Source organism: Nonomuraea sp. PA05, from assembly GCF_008086045.1.
Lineage (GTDB): Bacteria > Actinomycetota > Actinomycetes > Streptosporangiales > Streptosporangiaceae > Nonomuraea > Nonomuraea monospora.
Genome location: NZ_VSEY01000022.1, coordinates 1 through 20294 on the forward strand (window position 1 = coordinate 1; position 20294 = coordinate 20294).

A 20294-nucleotide genomic window follows, 5' to 3' on the forward strand; every position below is an offset into this window, starting at 1 on the left:
CTGCTCTTCATCGTCGTCACGGCCATCGTCCTCCCGCTCAACTACTTCCTCGGCAAGAGGCAGGTCGCCGCATGAGAACGCTCAAGAGACTCAGCGCCGAGACGATCACCCTGGTCCTGGCCACCGCGATCTTCCTGGTGCCGTTCTCGTTCATGCTGCTGACCGCCGTCAAGGACCGGGCCCAGGCCGCCGACCTGGACTTCGCCTGGCCGACGAGCTGGCCGGTCGTGCGGAACCTCATCGCCGTCGTCGAGGCACGCGACTACGTGCTGCTGCGCGCGTTCGTCAACTCCACGATCCTCACCGTCGCCTCCGTCGCGCTGATCGTGATCTTCGCCGCGATGGCCGCGTTCGTGCTGCAGCGCCGGGCCGGGAAGATCGGCTCGCTGGCGAACTTCCTGGTGCTGTCCGGGCTGATCATCCCGCCCGCCATCGTGCCCACGATCTGGCTGCTGCAGGCGATCGGCCTGTTCAAGACGCTGCCCGGGCTGATCCTCGTCGAGGTCGCCTTCGGGCTGTCGTACGCGGTGCTGCTGTTCCGCGCGTTCATCGCGGCCGTCCCGCGCGAGCTGGACGAGGCCGCCCAGATCGACGGGTGCGGCGGCATGCGGCTGTTCTTCCGGGTGATCTTCCCGCTGCTGCGGCCGGTCACCATCACCGTCATCCTCACGACGTCGGTGGCCGTCTTCAACGACTTCGTCAACCCGCTCTACTTCACCCCGGGCGACGACAACGCCACCGTCCAGGTGACCCTCTACAACTTCCAGAGCCAGTACAGCACCCAGTGGAACCTGCTGTTCATGGACATCGTCCTGATCACGATCCCGCCGCTGCTGCTGTTCGTCTTCTTCAACCGCAAGATCGTCGCCGGCATGACGGCCGGAGCCATCAAGGGATGACATGACCTGCCTTAACGCCGAACCGGGCGCGGCGGGACGCCACTGGAGAACCCCGTGATCAGAAGCCACGACTTCCGGCACCGCGGGCTCGCCCTGCGCGCCACGCTGCACCTCCCCGACGGCGGGGCCCGGCGGCCCGCCGTGGTGTTCGTCCACGGGTTCTCCAGCAACCGGATGGAGAACCGCTCATTCGTCCTGATGGCGCGGCTGCTGGAGGAGCACGGCATCGCGTCCGTCCGGTTCGACCTGTCCGGGCACGGCGAGAGCGACGGCGACTTCTTCGACGTCACCATCACCGGCGAGATCGCCGAGACCCGCTCCGTCATCGGGGCCGTGCGCGACCTCGGCTTCGCCGACCCCGGCCGGATCGCGCTGGTCGGCATGAGCATGGGCGGCGTCGTCGCCGGCATCGTGGCCGCGGAGGAGCCGGGCATCCGGGCCGCGTGCCTGTGGTCGCCGGCCGCCGTCGCCCCCTTCGAGGTGGGCGCCGGCTTCCTCAAGGGCCGCGACATCCGCGCCGAGCTCAAGGAGCAGGGCTATTTCGACGCCGACAGTCATCGCATGAGCCCGGCCCTGGTCGACGACATCGCCGGCCTCGACGTGTACGGCCGCTCCCGCCCGTACACCGGGCCGGTGCGCATCATCCACGGCGACCGCGACGACATCGCGCCGCTGTCCTACGCCCGCCGCTACCTCGACCACTACACCGGCAACGCGGAGCTGGTGGTCGTCGAGGGCGCAGGCCACGGCTGGTCCACCGTGCCGCACCGCGCTCGGCTGCACCGGGCCACCTTGCGGTTCCTGCTCGCGCACCTGGAGCCCTCACCCTGACGCCCACTGCGGATCAACGTCAAGGGCGACAGCCGGGCCGACATCCTGCGGGCCGAGCAGGCGCCTCTTCCGTGCGGAGTCCGGCCGCACTCCGAGCGAGGCCCGCGCGGGGCTCCCGTAGCACGCGGCGGCACCTCTCAGTCCTCGGGCCGTCAGGCGCCGGCGGTGGGCGCGTCCGTCCACGACCCGATCACTGAGCGGCACCTGCACCGGAGGGCGGGCGCGCCGGGACGCGCCCGCCCTCCGGGCCGGGGTCAGGTCCGTACGATGGCGACGGTGTCGATCCCGTTCCAGGCGAGGTTGGCGTTGTCCAGGAGCAGCTTGTCCACGTCGATGGAGTGCTCACTCCCGTCCGCGGAGTCGGCCACCTTGAACGTCGAAGGATGCACGGACCCGTCGGCGTGGACCACGCCGCCGTAACCGTGGATGGTCAGATAGTGCCGCAGGGTCGGCGTGGAGGTGTTCCACCAGGGCAGCTTGCCCGGGATCACCAGGACTATCACCGGTCTGCCGCGCGACAGGGATGTGACGATCCGGTCGATGCCCGCCTCGTAGGTCTGGCCGTTGGCGACGTAGATCTCCTCCCACTTGTACTGCCAGTCGGAATCGGAGAGGTAGGAGTTGATCGTGCCGGGGATCCTGCCCGGCATGGTCACGCCGTAGAGGGTCTCGTCGGTCTGGAGCTTGACGGCCAGCTCCGACTGGGGCGGGGCCGAGATGCCGATCGTGGCGAGTGTGGTCTGTACGGCGCCCGGCCCGCACCAGTTGTCCCGTTCCTGCTGCTTGGCGGACAGTCTCATGTCGAGGGCCCGGACCGGGAGCTGCCACGCCCCGGCGATGCCGAAGGTGGCCTGGGTGACGACGTAGGGACGGCTGAGGTCGGTGAAGGCGGTGTAGCAGGCCCTGCTGGCGTTGGTGGTCATCGTCGGGCACGAGTCGGAGATGTCGGCGCCGCCTCCGCCGAACCACAGGCGCAGGTTCACCTGGAAGTTGGTGTACGCGCCCGGGTTGACGAAGGCGACGCTGCGGACCTGCGTGCGGGCGTAGTTGAACTCCAGGCAGACCTGGTAGGCGGTGCCGTTGTACACGCGGGTGTCGCTGCAGGTCCTGTTCGCCGGCGACGGGTACTCGTGCCAGATCCCGGCCTGCGCGGGGAGTGCGGGCACGGCGACGACCGCGACCACCGCCCCCGTAAGGAGCGCGAGTAACGCCGTGAGGATTCTTCGCATGGGTTCGCTTTCTCGGCAGGGGGTGCTTACGGCCGCGGGATCGCGAACCGGTACAGCCGTTCATTGATCTTGTAGTAGAGGTGGCCGAAGCCGTCGGCCGTCAGCCCTTCCATCCCGGCCACGGTCAGCAGCACGGTCGCCGTCTTCGTCGCTCTGTCGACGCGGAAGATCTGGTCGCCGAGAGTGCCGTACACGTGGTCCGGGTCCTGCGCCACGGTGAGCAGCACCCCGTCACGCCAGGCGAGGCTCGGCCTGGCGGCGTAGTCGGGGTCGGGGAACAGGCGTTCCGTGGCGATCGTCCCGGGCTGCGCGGGGTCGAGGGTGAACAACGAGCCGCCCGCCAGGCCCCACAGTTCGCCGTCCACCTCCGCCAGGGCCGTGACGGCCTTGGGCGCCGTCAGCGGCAGGGGGTGCAGGCGCACGGCGCCGGTGGCGGGGTCGAAGGAGAAGAGCGTGGCCGAGGCTCCCGGCGCGTAGACGGGGTCCACGCCCAGCGCGCCGCGCGTGGACGTGCCGCCGAACAGCTTGCCTCCGGCGTAGGCCAGCGAGACGACGGACTGATTCTGGACGACGCAGAGGGTCCGCCCGGCAGTGCCCTGTTTCCAGACGGTCAGGGCGCCGCTGCGCTTGCCGTACTTCGGCACCGTGCCCATGTAGACGGCGCCGTCCGGGCCGCCGGCGAGCGCGTAAGGCCGGTCCTGCGGCGGCGGCCCGTTGCCCGGCTCGCAGTCGTCGGCCTTGTCGCCCGCCGCGCCCCCGGTGTACAGGAGCGCCGGCGGCCAGGAGCCGCCGGGGTCGTAGCCGTAGAGCTTGGCCGACGGGTAGACGCCGAGGTAGAGCCTCCCGTCGTGGGCCAGCACGCTGTCGGTCTGGTCGAGCCCGGCCAGCGTGGGCGTGTCGGGCCTGCTGTCGTCGCCGTCGCCGCGCAACGGGTCGTGGACGCCGGTGCCGCCGGTCAGGTAGCCGCCGGTGTAGACGCGGCCGTCGGGGCCGGCGCCCAGCGCGTTGATGGCGGCCGGCAGCACGGGGGCGCCGGAGACGAGCCTGCTGCTGGAGCCGCCGGTCGCCGGGTCGTAGGTGAAGATCCTGGTGCCGTCCGCGGCCGCGCCGAGCGCCACGAGCGTGCCGCCTGACCAGGTGTAGCCGGTGACGTCGAGCCCGGGGCGGGCGGAGGTGGCCCGCACGGACCCGGTGGCCACGTCGTAGGAGTGCAGCAGCCCTTCCTTGACGAACCACACCTTGCCGTCGCGGGCAGGCGAGTGGTGCAGGTCCACGTCGGTGAGGGCGGTGTCGGTGACGGCGGCGTACGAGCCGCCGGCCTCGCGGGCGACGCGCAGGACGAGCAGCGTGCGGTCGATCCAGGCGAACAGCCTGCCCCCGGTCCAGGTCAGCCCGCCCACCATGGAGCTGTGCGCGTAGGCCGCCGGAAGCAGGTCGTCCACCTGGCCGGTGACGTTGTCGAACCTGACCAGCCCGGCGTCCGTGCCGGTGCCGAGGTAGGTGGCGTTGGCGTCCGGGTCGTGGGCGAGGCTGCGCACGTACTGCGCGTCGGCCACGATGGGCACGGCCCCGATCGTGGTGAAGGCGCCGTCGTCGTACTTGAAGTAGCGGCCGTCGTTGTACGTGCCGCCGTACACCTTCCCGCCCGCTCCCGGCTCCAGGTCCCAGATGAAGGAGTAGCCGCCCTCCGCGCGCCCGAGGTCGGTGACCGTGGACTGGCCGGGGACGTACCGGTACAGCTTGGAGTTCGGGTAGGTGCCGAGGTAGACGCTGCCGTCGGTGGCCGTGGCCGCTGCCCAGCCGCCGACGGTGGGCGTGGCCGCGCTGTCCGGGATGGTGATCTTCCTGGTCACCTTCGCGGTGGCCAGGTCGATCTCCGCGAGTTGCGGGTTGACGCCGGCGGTGCCGGTGTAGAGGGCGTAGGCGCTGCCGTCCGCGAACGTGGTGGCGTTGGGCGCGCTGCTTTCGATCTGCACACCCAGGTCGGTCAGGTCCTTGGTGATCAGCACCTCGTCCCAGTAGGCGGTGCCCACGTCGGCCACGCCCGAGTAGATGAGAGCCGAGACGGTGGCGGTGCCGGTGGGGGCGACGCCCGTGGTCGTCACCCGGTTCCACCGCCGGCCCGTCGCCGAGGCGTTCGCGCCGCCGGCGAGGAGGCGGCCGGAGGCGTCCCTGAACCGCAGATACAGGTGTGCGTTGCCGGTTTCGGTCCAGACCTGAGCGTTGAGGGTGTAGCGCGTGCCGGCCGTGGCGGGCAGGCCGGGCATGCTCTCCCTGCCGTAGGCGGCGGCCGGGTCGGTGTCGATGACACGCGCGGTGGTGCGCCCCTCCCACACCGCGGGGCCGACGCCGCCCGGGCTGTGCGAGCCGCTCCACCCGACGAGCCCTTCGTCGAAGCCATCGTTGAGAATCCGCAGGTCGGCAGCGGTGGCCGGGGCTCCTGGCAAGGCCGTGAGCAGCGCCGCCAGGAGCGCCGTCGCGGCCGTCCCGCACAGGGCGCGTCTCACGCGCCGCCGCCTTCCGGCTGCGCGGAGCGGCGCCGGGCCCGCGGCCGCTCCGCTCCGGGTAAGGGACTGTTCACGAGGATCTGCACAGCACCACCTCCGTGATGGCGTTCATTTGTGCGCGATAACGGTCCTGACCGTAACCTTGCGAGCGCCGCCCGTCAATGCGATCACCGCCGGGAGTTCCCGAAACCCTCCCCAGCGTGGCCCGTCCATGATCCCGAGCCGGGTGGGCCCTCAGCACCTTGCCGAGGAACCCGCGCATGTGAGCCACGCAACGGTCGGAAAGCCGCCGCCCGGTGCGGGCCGGTACGGCGACGGGGGATCGAGCCAGCCCAGAACGAAGTTGCCGTCACCCAGCGGCCGGTCACCTGCAGCGCGCTGAACGAGCCCTCCGGCACACCGGCCTGGAAGACCGGCGATCACCGGCCGCTCGCCCGAACGCCTGGAGGGGGCCGCCCGCCGGCTGGGCGGTGACCGGGTGCTGCCCGTCCGGTCCGACGCCGGTGACGTGCCCGGCCAGGCGGCGCTCGCGGCGCGGTTGCGGCAGGAGTGGCCGCGGCTCGACGTCGTGATGAGCAACGCCGCCGACGTCACCCACCTGCCGATCGGGCAATGGACGGAGGAGGCGTTCGACCGGCTTCTCGCCACCAACCTCAAGGGGCCGTTCTTCCTGGTCAAGGCGCTGCTGCCGCTGTTGTCCCGGCAGGCGTCGGTCATCCTCGTGGGCTCCGTCTCCGCCTTCGTCGGGCACGAGAACGCGGCGGTCTACGGCGCCGCCAAGGCCGGCCTGCTGTCCCTGTCGCGCGGGCTGACCTACGAGCTGAAGGAGCGGGGCGTTCGCGTCAACGGGCTGAGCCCGGGCCCGACCGTCACGGACACGTTCGCCGCGCTCGGCCCCGAGCGGCAGGCCGCCCTGTACGACGAGCTGCGGCGGACCGTGCCGCTGCATCGCATCGGCACCGCCACCGAGCTGGCGAAGGCGGCGGTCTACCTGGCCTCTGACGAGTCCGCCTACACCGCCGGCACCGTCCTGCGCGTCGATGGCGGCATCGGAGAGCTCGCCTACTGATTCCTCGATTCGCCAGCGGTCCCGCTCAGGCTGTCGGTGGCGTGAATGTGCGCGCGGTGGCCGCCCTGCTCGCCCCCGGCTGGGCATCGCTGGAAACGTTCATGGGGCCTCCTTCGCTTCCGTGACGGCCCGGGCTTCCCACATCTACGGAGGGCCCGCCACCCTGAGGTCGGCGGGCGCGCGAGTAGACGCTTGCGGGGCCTCCGCTCAGCTCTTCCGCTCACCCAGGACGCAGAACTCGTTGCCCTCCGGGTCGAGGAGAGTCACCCAGTGCTGTTCGTCCTGCACGGTGCCGACGCGCCGGGCACCGAGGGAGAGCAGCCGGGCGACCTCGGCCTCCTGGTCGTCGGGGCGGAAGTCGGGGTGAAGCCGGTTCTTGGACGCCTTGCCCTCGGCGACAGGCACGAAGAGCAGCCCCGGCATCCGGTCCGGCTCGGGCCGGATCTCGATGATCTCCTCAGATTCGTCGACCACAACCCAGCCGAGAGCCTCGGCCCACCAGCGCCCGAGAGTGACAGGGTCGGCGGAGTCGACGATGATCTGTTCCCATTCCAGTGCCATGGGCTTGAGCATAGACAGGAGCGGCGGCCCGGCCCCGGCGGGGACGAGCCGAGATACGAGCAGAAGCGGCCAACGGTCGATAACCAAGCGGTGACGGCGCGCTTACGACGGGTCTGACAGGCCCACACCTGCGGCGTAGAGTCAGGTCATGCTGGACAATCCAGACGTGGCCAAACGCTTGGAGACGCTCGAAGCAGCCGTGTTGAAGCTGCGGCAGAAGCTCGAAGCCGATGAGAGCATCTACCGAATCCGCCAGGCGGGCGCGGCTGTGAGGGTGGCCGCTCAAGCTGTTGAGGACACCGCGTCGATGGCGCGCGTCCGCAGGAAGACGGGCAAGAAGAACACGTGAGGGCGTCGGCCTGGCGACGCGCCTTGCGGGCCTGGCCGGCGGTGAACGTCCGGACAGGCCCGTTCTGGCATCCGCCTACGATGGCGGGCAGGTCTTCTTTCCTGACTTGTAGCCAACGTCGCAGGCCTCGTCGTCGGAGTACCTTCCGGTCTGGCGGGCCGCACTTCGTTCCGGCCTCGAATCCATCCGTGTGGCCGTCGATGCAGATCGGCTTCTCATCCTTGTGGATCTTTCTCAAATGGGTGGCACGGCGTTCGAGGCCGCCGCGGCCTGAAGATGGTCGGGGCCGGCAGGCGCTTGAGGCGTCCGGTTCCCGACGGGCTGAACGCCCCGCAACGCTGCGGGGTTCGTGCGCGCGCCGCGCTGGAGCTGCCCGCCCGGCTCTGCCGCCAGCTGGCGCGAACACCCGGTGCCGCCGCGCTCGGACCCGTGGCGAGCTGATGAACCGACCCGAACCCGGCTGGGACTCCGGCAACCCATGAAAGAGGGGGACGTTCGAGCTGCCGAACGCCCCCCATCCAGCCATCAGTCATCCAGGTTGTAACTGTTGTGGTCGCACCCCCTCACCGGACATGCCCCCGCCTGCGGAGCCGCGCAGCCCTCGCACGGCGGCGGCACTCCGGCCGACCCGGTGTGCTCACCCTGCCCTCCGCTGGGCAGGTGCGTGCACCCGTACTCCGGCCTGGAGCCGGAGTCACATGTCCGTACGGGGCTGCGGCCGTCGCTGGTGAACAGCTCCTGGACGAAGTCGATGACGGGATCCACGAGTCCGAACTGGTCCAGCACGTCCAGGGTGAGGAAGACGACCCCCACCCCCGGGATCAGCTGGCCGCCCTCCAGGATGGCCCCCTTGACGCACGCCTGGCTGGTCCAGCCTTCCGACTCGCAGTCGATGACGACGCCCAGGGCGCCGGTGGCGTAGCCGATGCCGTCGGTCATCTCCACGAACTCGGTGATCTTGGCGCAGCCGAGGGAGTCGGTGCACAGCTCCATGCCGAGTTCGGTGACGTCGAGCGCGGTGTCGGTGCCGTCGTTCACGCGTTCGGCGAGGTCCTCGACGGTGATGTCCTCATCGCCGGTGATGGTGGCGCGCTCGGGCCTGGGGCCGCAGGCGGGATGGTTGTTGCCCGAGCTGCCGGGAGCGCACAGCTCCTGGGCCGCCGGCGGCGGGTCGGGAGTCGAGGGTACGGGCTGGACGTTGATCCAGCCCTTGCCGTTGAACGAGCACTGGACCTCCTTGAAGGCGCACGCGTCGGGGATCAGGCCGCTGGGGTCGGAGAAGGCCGTGGGATTGTTGAGCCCGTAGGCGTAGGGGTTGAGGGTCTGTGGCCGGGCGACGTCGAAGAGCGGGTCGGGGGAGACGAATCGTCCCATCGAGGGGTCGTAGTACCGGGCGTTGAGGTAGTTCAGCCCGGTGGAGGCGTCCTCGATCTGGCCGATCCAGCCGCGGTCGGTGGCGGTCGTGCCGGTGCCGCGCGGCCTGCCGTACGGCTGGTAGGACCTGACGTGAGCGGCGGCCGTGGCGCCGGTGGGGACGCTGAGCTGGACCGATCCCTGATTGTCGGTGGCCAGGAACTCCACACCGCCGGCCGTGCGGATCGCGATGGGCGTGTCGTTGAACCTGTAGGTGCGCACCGCCTTCGATCCGGTGATCTCGTGGCCGTCGATGTAACGGGTCGTGCCCGCCGGGGTCTTGCGCTGCAGGCGTTCGCCGTCGGCGTCGTAGACGAAGCTGGAGCTTCCCGCGGCGAGGAGCAGCCGTTCGGGGCTCCAGGTGAGCGTCTCGGTCCGGCCTGAGACGGTACGGCTCGCCAGGTCGCCGTTGGCGTTCCACGTGTAGGTGTCGCCACCGACCGCGGTGGGGGCGTGCGGCCGGGCGCCGCCCGCGGCCGGATAGGTGTAGGCGATCGGCGTGCCGCCCTCGGCCCGCCGGGTGAGGTTGCCGTCCACGCTGAGGGTGTAGGCGTGGTCGTAGGCGTTGGCGCCGGTGCCGGGGGTGCCGGTCGCGCAGGTGCCCGTCGTGGTGAAGGCGCGGGTGAGGCGCCGGCGGTCGTCGTGGTCGAAGCACTCGCGCCACGACTGCCCGTTCAGGGTCGTGAGCCGGTCGACGACGTCGCCGAAGGTGTCGTCGTAGGCGAAGCGCAGGTCCTGCAGCGTGGTGCCGCCGCCGCCCGCCTTGATCGCCTTGACGCGCTGGTCGGCGTCGTACTCCGTCACCCGGCTGAAGGGCACGGACCTGGACCCGGACAGGTTCCACACCGAGCGGGCCCGGTCGTCGTACAGGGCGGCCCAGACGTACTCGGCGGCGCCGGTCATGGTGGCGGCGAGGCCGACGTCGTTGTAGGTGGTGGTCACGGTCTCGGCGGGAAGCCCTCCGACGGCCGGGTAGGTGACGCGGGTGGGGTGGTCGGCGGCGTCGTAGCCGTAGCCGACGGTGTAGCTGGCGTCGGGGAAGATCCAGGTCTGGCCGGTGGGCCTGGCCCGGCCGTCGTAGCCGGTGACGTCGACCACGTAGGAGCTGCCGCCCTCCACGCGGGTGGTCTTGTCCAGCAGGCCCGTCTCCCCGGCCGCGTCGTACTCCCACTTGGCGAGCAGGGCGCCGGTGGGGGAGTCCCTGCGGCGTTCGGCGGGGCGGTCCAGCGCGTCGTAGAGGGTGTGCACCTGCGTGCCGGCGGCGCTGGTCGCTCTGGTCTGGTTCCCGGCCGCGTCGAATGCGTAGGTCCAGGCGCCCATGTCGGGATCGGTCATGGCGATCTTGCGTCCGGCGAGGTCGTAGGCGTTGGTGATGGTGTTGCCCGCCGGATCGGTGATGGTGGTGAGCCGGTCGGCCTTGTCGTAGCCGTACTGGGTGGGGCGCCAGGCGGCGCCGTCGCGTTCCTCCACCTTGGTCACGCGGCCGTGTGCGTCGCTGACCGTGCGGACGACTCCGCCCGCCAGAGGATGCGGGGTCGTCGTCACCGAGTCGTGCGTGTAGTCGGTGACGACCGAGCGCCGGGCGGCGCCCGCGGTCCACGAGATCTGCCAGACGGGACGGCGGAGCTCGTCATAAGCGGTCGTCTCGTCGTTCGCCCAGCCGCCCGCCGGGACGGGAAGCAGTCCGGCTCCGGCCGTGCCGGTCAGAGCCTGCGGCTGGGAGGTGGCGGCGACCAGGCCGCGCCCCTCGTACCGGGTGTCGGTGACGATCACCTTGCCGGATTCGGGGGACAGCACGTGGGTCTGGCGCGGGCGCAGCCAGCTGTCGTGCAGCACCCAGGAGTCCACGTACCTGGTGGTGTCCTGGAGCCTGCGGGTCCTGACCACGCCCGGCCTGGTCTTGCCGGGGTCGAGATCGTAGCTGAATTCGTAGGAGGCGGCGCCGCCCTGCTCCGTCGGCCGGTGCACGGTGCGCGTACGGCCCAGCGCGTCGTAGGAGAAGCTGGTCCGCGCGCCCCGCGCGTCGGTGGTCGCCTTCGGCGCCTGCCGGGGGCGGAACCAGGCCGTGGTGGTCCTGTGCCCCAGATGGTCGGTGACCGTCGTGGTCGCCGGATACCTGATCGCCGGGGTGTGGGCGGTCGTGGTGGTGTGCCCGTTGGGGTCGGTCACCTTCAGCGGCCGACCCAGCCTGTCGTAGGTCGTGGTGGTCGTCGCCCAGGTCGGCGCACTGGTGATCTTGACGCGTGCGCCGGTCCGGTCGCCGCGCGCCGTCGCCGCCGCGCCGAACGCTCCGCCGTCGTAGGCGTACTCCTCCCGGGCCAGCTCGGGCCCGTCGCACGTGGCGTTGCCGTAGCGGGTGACCGACGCGGGCAGGTCCAGCAGCCAGCGGTCGGCGTTCACCGTGGGCACGGTGACCGTGCACCGCTCGTCACCGGCCGAGGCCAGCCAGCCGTGTTCGATCACCTTGTCCGGCGTGCCCAGCAGCCCGTTGTAGACGGTCTGGGAGCGGCTGCGCACCAGAGCGCCGCCGGCGGGGTCGCGCCGCCGCTCCACCCGGTCGCTCGGCATGACGAACCAGGCGTCGTCCAGCGGATCGGGCCCGGCGGCGTCCACGGTGCGCTGCGCGTGGTAGCCGGTCACCGTGCCGTGCTCGACGCTGCCGTCGGCGCGCAGCTCCTGCTGGTCGAGCACCCCGCCGGCCAGCCAGTTCTCGTCGCTGACGTTGGTGACGGTGCCGTCCAGGCTGGAGGTCCTGGCCACCCGCGAGCCTGGCCCGGGGAACGGGTCCCCGGCCAGCCTGTCGCCGTTCATGCCGCGGAAGAGCCGGTATTGCGTACGCCCGCCGCCCTGCGTGACCAGCATGTCGGCGTAGCCGCGCCACTCCGACCAGGTCTGGTTGGCGTTGGAGACGAACTCGTCCCTGTCGTGGTGCCAGGCCGCGTTGGGGAAGCCCGCGCCGACCTGGTCGCCGTACTTGTAGGAGGTGATCATCGCGGGGCTGCCGCCGACGGTGTCACGCTGCTCCACCTGGGTCACCACGTACTTGTGGAACACCGCGAACCCCGCGGTCCCGCCGTCCGGCGCGTGCCAGTGCGGGAAGCAGTCGCGGGTGTTGAGGTGCCAGTTCGGCGGATCGGGGATCGGGGTCGGGCACGGGTGCGGCCGGCCGTAGGTGACGATGACCTGCCCGCCGGTCTCGTTGGTCACCACGCCGACCCGGTAGTGCGGCATCGCCGACAGGCCGCCCGCCGTGTCGACCCGGTTGCTCAGCAGGGTCGGCCAGAAGGTCACCGGCGGCATCGTGATCCGCTCCTCCTCGGACATGCCCTTGCGCTGGATCGCGGTCAGATACAGCTTCTGGTCCCCGGTCCGGTTCGGGTCGGGGTCGGGGAAGGCGTGGGAGAGCAGGATGCGGTCCACGTCGGCGAACTTCTCCTCGCCCACCTCGACCTGCGTGGTCAGCGAGACGTAGCGCAACGCGGTGAAGAACGTGGGGGAGTGCTCGGTGCACACCTCGGTGAAGCACATGAGGTCGACCGGGGTGTCGGGATAGCTCGCGGCCGTGGCCGCGGTCGGCTGTGAGCAGCCCGCCGCCAGGTCCACGCACCGGTAGTCGAGGTCGAAGGTGACCCGCGCCGACGGCTCGGTCTCGCCGGCGGCCCGCCGCTTGCCGTACTTGAGCAGCTCCAGCGCGCCGCCTCGGACGTACTCCGTGTGCTCGAAGCCGGGCCAGCCGTTCAGCGCGGCGTAGTGGTTGATCTCCTTGCGGTACTCGTACTGCTGGACGTTGTCGTGCGGGTCGATGACCAGGTCCAGGTTCCACCGCCACGCCTGCGCGCACCACGGCAGCGGGGTCTCGGCGTTGCACGGCTCGCCCGCGTCGTCGCCGAACACCGGCACCGTCCACGCCGAGTGGGTCTCCACCCCGACGTCGGGGTTGACGCCGCGGCCGAAGAAGTACTGCACGCCGTCAGGGGTCGTCACCTTCCAGTGCTCGCCGTCGTTGTCGCCGTTCTTCGCGCCGGTCAACTGCTCGATCCGCCATCGGGGGTCGTCCTTGAGCCGCCACTGCTTCGTCGGCGTCCCGGGCAGCGGCACCAGCTCCCCCGATCGGCCGTTGAGCGAGATGGTGGCGTTGTCGGACTTCCAGCACAGGTCGTCGGAGCCCTGGCCGTCGGCGCGGCAGGAGTTGTAGCGGCGCTCGATGAAGGCGTCGGCGAAGTCCCCCCAGCCCAGCCCGATCGGGCCGCTCTGGGTGTTCTTGCCCGACACCATGCCGTCCACCGCGCCGGAGGAGTAGCTCAGGCTCAGCGACGGCGTCGGGCCGGCGGGCGCCTGCTGCAGCGGCACGTCGTAGTTGTAGGTGAAGTTCCCCGATCCCGTGATGACCTGCCAGTCGCCGGAGAGCGCGAGCGGCGTCGCCTTGAACGAGCCCTCCTCGCCCTCGGGGCCGGCCGTGACCGCGAACAGCCCGGCGGGGACCTCCGCGCTCAGCTTGGTCCCGCTCTTCACCGACGGCACGACCGGGCGGTCGGTGCCGTCCTTGAGCGAGGGCGCGCGCCGGCGCTCGCAGGCGCCGGTCAGGGCGCACTCGGGAAGCCGGACGAGCTTGAGCCGGTCGGCGTATCCCGCGCCGTAGCGCTCGGCGAAGCCGGCGAAGTCGACGGAGACCCTGGTGGCCGCGGAGATCCGGAACAGCAGCCCCGGCAGGCCCGGCCGCTCTTCCAGCACCTCCACCCGCGCGGTCGTGCCGGCGGCCCCGCTCACCTCCAGCGGTCCGACGCGCTGCGCCTTCGCGTCCAGTCTCACCTCGGCCGACGTCGCGGCCGGAAGCTCGGTGCGTCGCGGCTCGGGCGCCGGGGTGCTGCGCACCTCGGGCGCCGACCGGATCGCGGTGACCCGTGGCGAGCCCGGCGGGGCGGCCGATCTCCCGAGCGCCGCGCGCCAGTCCAGCTCCGGCGGCGCCATTCGCGCGGCCGTGTCTCCGAGCGTGTCCCCGAGCGCGGGTGCGGTCAGGCCGCCGCATAACAGCGTGACAATGATGAGGATTCTGCTGAGCACGATGACTCCTGAGGGGGAGAAGTCAAAACAGGCTCAGTCTGAGCTTCCGCCGTCATAAGTCCGTCATAAGTGCACTCGTTCGGCCTCCGGCGAGCCGACCTGAAGGAACAGGTCACGAGCACGCTCCCGGAGCCTCCGCGCGGCGGCGGCGTCACCGTGCACCTCGCTCAGCGCCCGGCAGGCGCGCGCCTCCCACAGCGGGGCGTCGAGGCCGGCGAAGGTGCTGATCGCCGTGGAGAGCTGGTCGATCGCCTGGCGGGCCTCCCCTCGCCGGTGGTGCACCATGCCCAGCGCGACCCGGATCCTGCCATCGGTCAGCGGCTCGCCGAGCGGCCTGTTCAGCTCCAGGGCCTCCCGCAGCAGCCCGGTGGCCGCGCCCAGCGCCCCTGTCTCCAGCCGGACCAGGCCCAGGCCGTAGCGGGCCTCGGCCTCCTCCCGCGGATCGCGGAGCTCCTCGGAGATGCCCAGCATCTCCTTGAACGCCGCCTCCGCCCCATCGATCTCCCCGTGCCCGAGACGAAGCTGGCCCAGCCAGTAGAACACCTCGGCCCGAATGCGCGGGTCACCGGCGCGCCCCGCCTCCAAGGCCTGCTCCAGGTACGGCAGCGCCCGGTCGAACGCGCCGATCTCCACCAGGAGCTGCCCGAGGGACCTGAGCAGGAGGATCTCCGCGCCACGGTCACCCCGGGCGCGATGGGCCCGCAACGCGTCCTCGTGACGGACGACGGCCTGCTCGTAACGGCCGAGCATGCCGTCCACGTGGGCGGCCACCCCCAGGGCGTAGACGAGGCCGCGGGTCTCGCCGAGGTCGCGGAAGGTGCCGACCGACTCCTCCAGCACGACCACGGCTTCGGCGTACTGGTGCCGGTAGGCGCCCAGCAGCCCCAGGCCCATCAGCATGACCGCGGTTCCCCTGCGGTTGCCGCTCCTCCGGGTGGCGGCCAGGGCGCACCTGAGCGTCTCCTCCCAGTCGTCGTTGTGCGCCCGGGTGAGGAACAGGGTGTAGGAGCTGGCCACGAGATCCCAGCACAGCTCGTCCAAGCCGGCGTCCGCGGCCTGCCGCACCGCCATGACGAGGTTGACCCGTTCGGTGTCGTACCAGGCCAGCGGGTCCTCGGTGATGGCCGCCGCCCGCTCCCGTACGGCGGGCGTCCAGCGCGGGGCGGTGCCGTGCAGTGTGGCGAAGTCGCCTCCGGACAGTACGGTGTGCGCCCGCTCGGCCAGGGCCAGCCAGCCGCCCAGGGCTCTGGCGACGGCCGGCGCCGGATCCTGCGTGCCGGTCTCCTTGGCGTACAGGCGGACCAGGTCGTGCAGGTGGTAGCGGGCGCCCGACACCGCGAGCAGCCGCGCCTCCACCAGCTCGGCGATGAGCGGGCGCACCTCGGCGACCTCGAGGTCGAGCAGCGCGGCGCAGGTCCAGGCGGCGACGTCGGGCGCGTAGAGGTGGGCGAGCAGGCGCAGCAGCCGCTGAGCCTGCTCGCTGAGGCCGCGGTGGCTGAGCGCGAGACTGGCGCGTACCTCGAGGTCGCTGTAGGAGAGCTCGTCGAGCCGCCCGCGCTCGTCGGCCATGGCGTCGACCAGGCGCTCCAGCGGCCAGTCCTGGGTGAGGAGCCGCGCGCCCGCGATGCGTAGGGCGAGGGGCAGCCCGCCGCACAACCGCGCGAGCCCGCGGGCCGCCCGCGGTTCGGCCGCGACGCGCTCGCGGCCCAGGACCCGGGTCAGCAGGCTCACCGCCTGGTCCACGCTCAGGACCTCCAGCTCGGTCAGCCGCGCTCCCGGCAGCCCAGCCAGCCTGCGGCGGCTGGTGATGAGCACGCCGCACCCCCGCCCTCCCGGGATCAGCGGACGGACCTGCGCCTCGTCCACCGCGTTGTCCAGCACCACGAGCACGCGCCGGTCGGCCAGCCGCGACCGATACTCCTCGGCCCGCTCCTCCAGCCCGCGAGGGAGGTCGGCTTCCGGGAGGCTGAGGGCCCGGAGGAAGCGGGCGAGCACGTCGGCCGGCGTCATCGGGTACGCCTGGAGGTTCACGTAGAGCTGGCCGTCGGGAAAGCGGCCGGTCAGCCGGTGGGCCACGTGGACGGCCAGCGTGGTCTTGCCCACCCCTGCCTGCCCGGCTATCGACACGACGGTGACCGCGTTGCCGGCGCCGCCCTCGCGTAACAGGCCATGGAGCTCTTCTGCGACGCCCTCCCTACCGGTGAAGTCCGAAATATCCGGCGGTAGCTGGCGTGGACGGACCGGGCTCACCACGGCCGGCTCGGGCTTCAAGGAGTCGTCGCCGGTCAGGATCGCCTGCTCCAGGCGCCGCAGCTCCGGGCCGGGCTCCAGGCCCAGCTCGGAGACGGACTCCTGGCGGGTGCGCTGGTAGGCGCGCAGCGCCTCCGCCGTACGGCCGTCGCGGTACAGCGCCAGCATCAGCAGGGCGCAGACGCGCTCCCTCAGCGGATGCTCCGCCGCCAGCGCCGCCAGCTCTCCCGCCACCTGGTGGTGACGGCCCAGCCTCAGCTCCAGATCCAGACACTCCTCCAGGACCTCGACCCGCCGCTCCTGCAGCCGCCGCGCCTCGGCCACCACCAGATCGTTGTCCAGGTCGGGCAGCGGCTGGCCCCGCCACAGGGCCAGACCGGCGCGGAGCCTGGCCACCGCCTCGTCCCACTGCTGCCCCGCGCTCGCCCGCCTGCTCTGCTCCACGTGCCGCTCGAAGGTGAGCGTGTCCAGCTCGTCGGCCATCGCCCGCAGCAGGTATCCGCCGGGGCGGGTCTCGATCAGGTCGCCGGGCAGGCCGCCGCCGGTGAGCGTGTTCCGCAGCCGTCCCACCGCGTTCTGCACCTGCCGCCTGGCGCTGGCGGGCGGGGCGTGCGGCCAGGCCGACTCGATCAGCAGGTCGATCGAGACCAGCCGGTTGGCCCTGAGCAGCAGCACCGCGAGCAGCTCCCGCTGGCTGCGCCCGGAGACGCGCATCAGCCGGCCCGCCGCCGTCACCTCCAGCGGGCCGAGGATGCCGAACCACGCGACGCCGTACACGTTGTCCTCCGGCTACGTCCTCCGACACGTTGCTTCACATGGTCAGATGCCGCTCGCATCGTAACGAGAACACGTCCACAGGTCTTGTCAGGACTTGCCGCACTTGCCGTGACCGAATTGTCCCCAAGCACTGGACGACGGTCGTTGCACCCCCCGGGAAGCCTGCTTGCCTTCGAGCGCGCTCGAATGTCTATCTTCGCCATCATGACCACGACAAACGGGACCAAGACCTGGATCATCACCGGTGCGAGCTCCGGGCTCGGCCTGGCGCTGGCCGAAGCGGCGCTGGCCGCGGGCGAGCAGGTGGCCGGCACGGCGCGGCGGGCCGGCCGGTTCGACGCGCTCCGGGCTCAGTACGGTGACCGGCTGCTGCCGGTCGAGCACGACGTGCGCGACACGGACGCCGCCGCGGCAGTCGTACAGCGCGCGCTCGACGCATTCGGGCACGTCGACGTACTGGTCAACAACGCCGGAGCCGGGCAGGTGGGCGCCGCGGAGGAGGTCACGGACGCGCAGTTGCGCGACATGCTCGAGCAGCACCTCTTCGGCCCGGCCGCTTACGTGCGCGCGGTGCTGCCGCACATGCGTGCGCGTCGCTCCGGTGCGATCGTGCAGATGAGCAGCCAGGGCGGGCGGATGTCCTTCCCCGCCGTCGGCAGCTACTCGGCCGGCAAGTTCGCCCTCGAAGGCTGGTCGGAGGCGCTGGCGGGCGAGGTCGCGCCGTTCGGCGTCCGCGTCCTCATCGCCGAGCCCAGCCGCTTCCGCACCGCCTTCAACGCCGCCGACGTACTCAGCACCGTGGACGAGCACCCGAGCTACGACGAGGTGCTCGGCGCCGTCCGCGCGAACATGGCCGGGGCCGACGGCATCCAGGAGGGCGACCCGGCACGCGCCGCCTCGGCCATCCGCGACATGCTCGACACGCCCGACGCGCCGCTCAGGCTTCCGCTCGGCGCCGAGGCCGTGCGCAATCTCACCCGAAGCTACAGCAACGCGCTCAGCGACGTCGCAAAGTGGGCGCAGGTAAGCCAGACGGCCGACTTTCCCGGCATGCCGCCGGCGCTACGCGCGTTCTGAGCTCCGTACTCTGTCGAACATGGCCACCGAAGACCTGATCGAGCGCATCCTCGCCGCCGGCCACGAACCGTCCGCATCCGTCATCGACGCGCTGCACGAACTTCTCGACGACACCGCGATCGAGACCTCGGCGGCGCCCAAGAGCGTCGCCGAGGCCGCCCGCCTGATCGGCCTGTCCCCCCACACCCTCCGCTACTACGAGCAGGAGGGACTCCTGCGGCCGGCGCGCAACGCCTCCGGTTACCGCGAATACTCGGCGTTCGACCTGCGCCGCCTCATCTTCCTCACCCGGATGCGGCTGTCGGGAATGACCATGCAGGATCTCAAACGCTACATCGCCCTCGTCGAGGATGGCCCGAGCACCATCCCGGAACGCCGGCGCATCATGCTCGACCAGCGCGACCGCATCGTGCGCCAGATCCGCGAGCTCACTCTCGCCCTGGAGACGACCGAATACAAGATCCGCGTCTACGACGGGCATCCAGAGGGCTGAGCGCTCGGCTTCGGCCCTGCGGTGACCACGATCGTGTCGTAGCCGTTGTGGCTCCCCGCCGTGCTACTCCAGGCCGCGCGGCGCTCGGGCGAGGACGGCGGTGAGGGCCTCGTCGAGCTCCCGCGCCGGGTCGCCGGCGGCGGTCCTGCTGCGCCACGCGATGACGGAGTCCGGTCGAACGAGTACGGCGCCGCCGGCTTCGAGGCCGTAGCGGGTGTGCCAGGTGCCGGCCTCGTCCTGCAGTTCGTCGCCGATCCGGTGTGCGGTGATGGTGATGCCCTGCCTGCCGGCGACCTTGGCGGCGGCGTCCGTCCATGGGATCCCGGCCTCGTCGGTGAGCAGGACGAACTCCCGTCCGAACAGGTCGTGCGTGGACAGCGGCCGCCCGTCGCGGGTGAGTTCGACGTGCGGCGCGCGGCAGCCGGGCCGGCCGGTGGGGTTGCCGGGGTCCTCCTGAAGGCTTCCGTCGTCGTCCGGTTCGGTGCGGATGACCGGCGAGTGGTAGCGGAAGCCCAGGTATTCGCGGGGTGTGGGGACGGGCTGTGTCGGGTCGGAGGTCGCCAGGATGCGGCCTTCCGAGACCGACTGGAGGGCGACCTCGCGTTCCAGGGTGATGTTGACGACCGGCCGGCGTTCGGTCTGGTAGGTGTCCAGGAGCGCCGGCCCGGCCTGGCCGGTGACCACCAGGGCGAGGCGCCAGGCCAGGTCGTAGCCGTCCTGGATGGCGAGGTTGCCGCCTTGGCCGCCGACCGGCGGGCAGACGTGTGCGGCGTCGCCGGCGAGGAGGACGCGGCCGGCGCGGAACCGTTCGGCGAGCTGGTGGTTGAGCGCGAAGGGGCGGGCGTTGACGATGCGGCATTCCAGGTCGGGGATGCCGACGGCGCGGCGGACTCGCTCGAGGCACCGCTCTTCGGTGAAGTCGGCGTCGCTCTGCCCTTGATCGGGCAGGTAGTCGACCCAGAGGGTCAGGGTGGTGCCGTCGTAGATGATGCTGGTCCCGGTGCCGGGCAGGCCGATGATGGAGAATCGGCCTTCTTCGAAGTAGGCGGACAGGTCTGCTTCGAAGGTGATCACGTACATGTGACCGACCTTGCCGCCGCCCTCGACGGCGATGCCCAGATGGTTGCGGATGGGGCTGGTGTAGCCGTCCGCGGCGACGAGGTAGTCGGCGTGCACGGTGTGCTCGCTGCCGTCGGCCGTGTCGCGGAGTGTCGCGGTGACCTGGTGGGCGTCTTGTGTCCAGGAGACGAGTTCGGTCCCGTAGCGCAAGTCGGCGCCGAAGTGCTCGGCGCGGGCGCGCATGAGTTTCTCGATGGTGGCCTGGGACAGGAAGCAGACGGGCGCCGGCGTAAGGGTCTTCAGCATGGCCAGCAGCGGCGCGGTGTCGATCTCGGCGAGTTCTGCGTCGACCAGGGTGGCGCCGTTGCGCAGTTGTGGCAGGGCCGCGGTGCCGATGGCGGCGCGGAGCTCTTCGTCCATGCCGGGGATGGTCGAGAGCAGTTCCATGGTGCGGGGGTTGAGTCCCCAGGCCTTCGGCAGCGTGGATGTGGTGGGCCGTCGTTCGACCAGGAGGGGTCTCACGCCCCGGGAGGCGAGTCCGAGTGCGGTGCTGAGGCCGGTGTAGGCGCCGCCCACGATGAGTACGGGAACCTTCTCGTTCGACATGCGGGCCGTCTCCCTCTGCGATTGGGGGTTCGCGGCAGTAACTGCCACATGACAGAGGTTAACCGGTGGCAGTAACTGCCACTACTGTGGACGGTGTGACTCCGGTCTCAGCG

At 71.3% G+C, this 20294-nt stretch carries 12 protein-coding genes; 6 read left to right on the forward strand and 6 right to left on the reverse strand.

From position 1 onward, the window contains the following. Positions 1–71: 71 nt before the first annotated feature. Positions 72–899: a carbohydrate ABC transporter permease gene (locus tag FXF51_RS31425; protein ID WP_148438318.1), complete on the forward strand. Its 828-nt coding sequence runs from the start codon at positions 72–74 to the stop codon at positions 897–899. A gap of 54 nt (positions 900–953) precedes the next feature. Next, positions 954–1730 (forward strand): alpha/beta hydrolase family protein, encoded by a 777-nt coding sequence (locus FXF51_RS31430; protein ID WP_148438319.1) that lies wholly within the window; start codon positions 954–956, stop codon positions 1728–1730. A 254-nt stretch (positions 1731–1984) separates the two neighbouring features. Here the strand turns inward: FXF51_RS31430 and FXF51_RS31435 are convergent, their stop codons facing one another. Next, on the reverse strand, positions 1985–2959 hold the full coding sequence (locus FXF51_RS31435; RefSeq protein ID WP_148438320.1) for a C39 family peptidase: 975 nt from the start codon (positions 2957–2959) through the stop codon (positions 1985–1987). Between the two features lie 26 nt (positions 2960–2985). Next, positions 2986–5466, reverse strand: coding sequence for a hypothetical protein (locus FXF51_RS31440; protein WP_148438321.1), 2481 nt, complete (start codon positions 5464–5466; stop codon positions 2986–2988). 418 nt (positions 5467–5884) lie between these two features. Between FXF51_RS31440 and FXF51_RS31445 the strand changes: the two genes are divergently transcribed. Next, positions 5885–6535, forward strand: coding sequence for an SDR family oxidoreductase (locus FXF51_RS31445; RefSeq protein ID WP_148438322.1), 651 nt, complete (start codon positions 5885–5887; stop codon positions 6533–6535). Between the two features lie 207 nt (positions 6536–6742). Here the strand turns inward: FXF51_RS31445 and FXF51_RS31450 are convergent, their stop codons facing one another. Beyond that, a complete protein-coding gene (locus FXF51_RS31450) occupies positions 6743–7096 on the reverse strand; it encodes a VOC family protein (protein WP_222871549.1) in 354 nt (117 codons plus the stop codon). A gap of 148 nt (positions 7097–7244) precedes the next feature. Between FXF51_RS31450 and FXF51_RS31455 the strand changes: the two genes are divergently transcribed. Further along, positions 7245–7445 carry a hypothetical protein gene (locus FXF51_RS31455; RefSeq protein WP_148438324.1) on the forward strand — a complete coding sequence of 67 codons (201 nt, stop codon included), beginning with the start codon at positions 7245–7247 and terminating at the stop codon, positions 7443–7445. 525 nt (positions 7446–7970) lie between these two features. Here the strand turns inward: FXF51_RS31455 and FXF51_RS63515 are convergent. Together FXF51_RS63515 and FXF51_RS31465 are read right to left on the reverse strand one after the other, a co-directional pair. Further along, positions 7971–13919, reverse strand: coding sequence for an RHS repeat-associated core domain-containing protein (locus tag FXF51_RS63515; RefSeq protein WP_148438325.1), 5949 nt, complete (start codon positions 13917–13919; stop codon positions 7971–7973). Positions 13920–13982: 63 nt separating this feature from the next. Continuing rightward, a complete protein-coding gene (locus tag FXF51_RS31465) occupies positions 13983–16946 on the reverse strand; it encodes an AfsR/SARP family transcriptional regulator (protein ID WP_148438326.1) in 2964 nt (987 codons plus the stop codon). 204 nt (positions 16947–17150) lie between these two features. On the opposite strand from FXF51_RS31465, the gene FXF51_RS31470 reads away from it, so the two are divergent. Then, positions 17151–18023, forward strand: a complete 873-nt coding sequence (locus tag FXF51_RS31470) for an SDR family NAD(P)-dependent oxidoreductase (RefSeq protein WP_148438327.1) — start codon at positions 17151–17153, stop codon at positions 18021–18023. Between the two features lie 19 nt (positions 18024–18042). Beyond that, on the forward strand, positions 18043–18516 hold the full coding sequence (locus FXF51_RS31475; RefSeq protein WP_148438328.1) for a MerR family transcriptional regulator: 474 nt from the start codon (positions 18043–18045) through the stop codon (positions 18514–18516). 63 nt (positions 18517–18579) lie between these two features. On the opposite strand, the gene FXF51_RS31480 is transcribed toward FXF51_RS31475, so the two are convergent. Further along, complete coding sequence (locus FXF51_RS31480) at positions 18580–20181, reverse strand: FAD-dependent monooxygenase (RefSeq protein ID WP_148438329.1); 1602 nt, start codon at positions 20179–20181, stop codon at positions 18580–18582. Positions 20182–20294: the final 113 nt, after the last annotated feature.

Bases quoted from the DNA above. Each gene is read 5' to 3' on its own strand.
- FXF51_RS31425 (WP_148438318.1), top strand. From the start codon at position 72: ATGAGAACGCTCAAGAGACTCAGCGCCGAGACGATCACCCTGGTCCTG.
- FXF51_RS31435 (WP_148438320.1), bottom strand. From the start codon at position 2,959: ATGCGAAGAATCCTCACGGCGTTACTCGCGCTCCTTACGGGGGCGGTG.
- FXF51_RS31450 (WP_222871549.1), bottom strand. From the start codon at position 7,096: ATGGCACTGGAATGGGAACAGATCATCGTCGACTCCGCCGACCCTGTC.
- FXF51_RS31455 (WP_148438324.1), top strand. From the start codon at position 7,245: ATGCTGGACAATCCAGACGTGGCCAAACGCTTGGAGACGCTCGAAGCA.
- FXF51_RS31470 (WP_148438327.1), top strand. From the start codon at position 17,151: ATGACCACGACAAACGGGACCAAGACCTGGATCATCACCGGTGCGAGC.
- FXF51_RS31475 (WP_148438328.1), top strand. From the start codon at position 18,043: ATGGCCACCGAAGACCTGATCGAGCGCATCCTCGCCGCCGGCCACGAA.
- FXF51_RS31480 (WP_148438329.1), bottom strand. From the start codon at position 20,181: ATGTCGAACGAGAAGGTTCCCGTACTCATCGTGGGCGGCGCCTACACC.